General features: G+C 61.1%; 3 protein-coding genes. 2 read left to right on the top strand and 1 reads right to left on the bottom strand.

Annotation, left to right across the window (positions count from 1 at the left end):
- Positions 1–236: 236 nt before the first annotated feature.
- Positions 237–1,184, top strand: a complete 948-nt coding sequence (locus ENZ74_RS28760) for an alpha/beta hydrolase (protein ID WP_024501316.1) — start codon at positions 237–239, stop codon at positions 1,182–1,184.
- Between the two features lie 27 nt (positions 1,185–1,211).
- Here the strand turns inward: ENZ74_RS28760 and ENZ74_RS28755 are convergent, their stop codons facing one another.
- Positions 1,212–2,111: a LysR substrate-binding domain-containing protein gene (locus tag ENZ74_RS28755; protein WP_013531163.1), complete on the bottom strand. Its 900-nt coding sequence runs from the start codon at positions 2,109–2,111 to the stop codon at positions 1,212–1,214.
- 221 nt (positions 2,112–2,332) lie between these two features.
- Here ENZ74_RS28755 and ENZ74_RS28750 point away from each other — a divergent pair, with 221 nt between their 5' ends.
- Positions 2,333–2,518 (top strand): hypothetical protein, encoded by a 186-nt coding sequence (locus ENZ74_RS28750; protein ID WP_013531162.1) that lies wholly within the window; start codon positions 2,333–2,335, stop codon positions 2,516–2,518.
- The last annotated feature ends 13 nt before the right edge of the window (positions 2,519–2,531 follow it).

Here is a 2,531-nt window from a genome sequence, read left to right as displayed (position 1 = left end):
CTGATGACCTTCGCCGAGAAATGCAAATTGCTCGGCATGCGCCGGGAACCTCGCATGTCCCCGGCGACCACCAGCAACCGGCTGCGAGCCGCACTTTTACCGCGTCGCTGACCACTGCGGCGCGGATCAAACCGCCGTGTAGACGCGGGCGCAAATCTTGACATTTTCAGCCACGGCACAATCTTTCGATTTAGGGGGTTCTCTTAGTCGGCTTTGGCCGAAGTTCGTGTATCCGCATGCCAAGTTTGAAAAGCCATGTCGTGTCTTTTGTCTTGCGGCACAGCCGTAAGCAGGCATTTGCCAGTCCGGAAAATCTGCAGCGCTGGATCGCGGCCGCGCGCAAGACCGAGAACCACCGGCCGCCCGCCTCGCTACACCAGCGTCTCGATATCGAGATGCATACGGTCGGTGGCTTCCCCGTATACGAAATCCCACCCAAGTCCGGCGAACAGAAGCGGATTCTCTACTTGCACGGCGGCGCCTATGTCTTTGAAATCACGCCCTATCATTGGCACCTGATTGCCGACATGGCGGATCGGTTGGGCTACGCAATCACGGTGCCGATCTATCCAATTGCCCCCGAACATGATTTCCACGCCATGTTCGGGATGGTTGGCGATGTTTACCGGCAGATGCTCGCCGAGACGGAGGCCGAGGACATCGTCTTCATGGGCGATTCCGCCGGCGGCAACATGGCTGTGGTGCTGACCATGATGGCCGCCGAAGAAGGACTGTCCCTGCCGTCACGACATGTGCTCATTTCGCCGGGTCTCGACGTGTCGCTCACCAATCCCGCAGTGTTCGAGGCGGAACGCAACGACCCTTGGCTGGGCATAGCTGGCGGACGAGAGGCGATTCGTCTGTACAGTGCCGGCATCGATCCCAGCGACTGGCATATCAGCCCGGTCTATGGAGATCTGTCAGTGCTGCCAAGAACACTGCTTTTGACTGGCTCGCGCGATCTTTTGACGCCCGACAATCTGATCTTCGCGGAAAAAGCCCGCGCCGCCGGCGTTGAAATCGATCTTGTCTATGAGGAAGGCATGTTCCACGTCTGGCCGCTGATCGACATGCCGGAGGCCCGGCGCGCCCGCGAGCGCATCGTCGAATTTCTCGGGGAGAGCCGGATCGTGCAAGACACGAGACTAAGGCCTGAACAGCGCCCCGCCGAAGCGGCGGAGTAGCTCTATATTGTCGTCCTTACCAGCCGGTCAGAACTTGCCGGTTTCCCGGAACACTTCGAAGGTCGCGCGGATGTGGTCGGCGACGGCCTTGACCGGCGCGCTGGCGTCCGGCGCCACCACCATCGCCAGATTGTAGGTGCCGATGTCGGGCATGCCGTCCTTCGGGCAGAGTTCGACCATGTCGTTGCCGAGAAACGACTTCGGCAGCGGCGCCACGGCGAGATCGGACATGATCGCGGCGCGCTGGCCGGCCGTGTGCGCGCTCATATAGGCGATGCGGTAGTTGCGGCCCTCGCGGCCAAGCGCATCGAGCGCTCCGGCGCGCCAGGCGCAGCCCTCTTCCCAAAGCGACACCGGCAGCGGCTCGCGCAGATGCGCGCAGCCGCCCTTGGCGCCAGCCCAGACGATCGGCTCGGTCAGCAGCACCTCGGCGCCGAGCGCGCTGGTCTTGTAGGAATTGGTCAGCAGCGTGATGTCGAGCGCCCGGTCGTCCATGCGCCGGCGCAGATTGCTGCTCTGGTCGATGGTGACGTCGACGGCGATCGACGGATGCGACTGCGCGAAACGCTTCAGCACATGCGGCAGCACGCGCTCGCCGTAATCGTCCGGCGAACCAAGCCGCACGACACCGACAATCTCGGGAATGATGAACTTCGACACCACCTCGCGGTTGATCGACAGCAGCCGGCGGGCATAGCCGAGCAGCATCTCGCCGTCCGTGGTCAGCGACACCGAGCGGGCGTCGCGCGCGAACACGGAGCGGCCGAGAATGTCCTCCAGCTTCTTGATCTGCATGGAGACGGCCGAAGGCGTGCGAAAGACGGCATTGGCGGCGGTGGTGAAGCTGCCGGTCTCGGCAATCGCCACGAAAGTGCGCAAAACGTCGAGATCGAGCAGTGGCAGCGGATGATTGAGCGGGGCGTTCATGGCAACCGACCTTCAATTTTTCTGATACAAAACATCACTCCATTTCGTTTGATTGAACATCAGATTGGGAGGATAGTCAACTCCATCGAATGAGGCAGCTGCCACAAGCAGCCATGAAACGACCCCGACACAGACCTGCATTCGACACGAAATGAAGTTGAAACAAACCCGACGTAACCAACGCGCTGTCTGGCACCCGCCAGCCACCAAAGGAGAAAGAAATGTCTATCCTGTCGTCTCTTGGTCGCATCGCGACCGAATTCAGCGCGGCACGCGCCCGCTACCAGACCGAGCGCGCCATCCGTTCCTTGCCGATCGAACTGCAGAAGGATATCGGCTGGCCTGAGGCTTCCGACACCAAGACCGGTACTCGCAATGGCATCGGATCCTGGGCTGGAGCAAAGTAGATCGTGTGTACTA

The sequence above is a fragment of the Mesorhizobium sp. M7A.F.Ca.CA.002.15.2.1 genome, from assembly GCF_003998715.1.
Classification (GTDB): domain Bacteria; phylum Pseudomonadota; class Alphaproteobacteria; order Rhizobiales; family Rhizobiaceae; genus Mesorhizobium; species Mesorhizobium ciceri.
The sequence above is the reverse complement of the archived record's forward strand: the minus strand, read 5'-3'. Positions and strand labels throughout refer to the sequence as shown.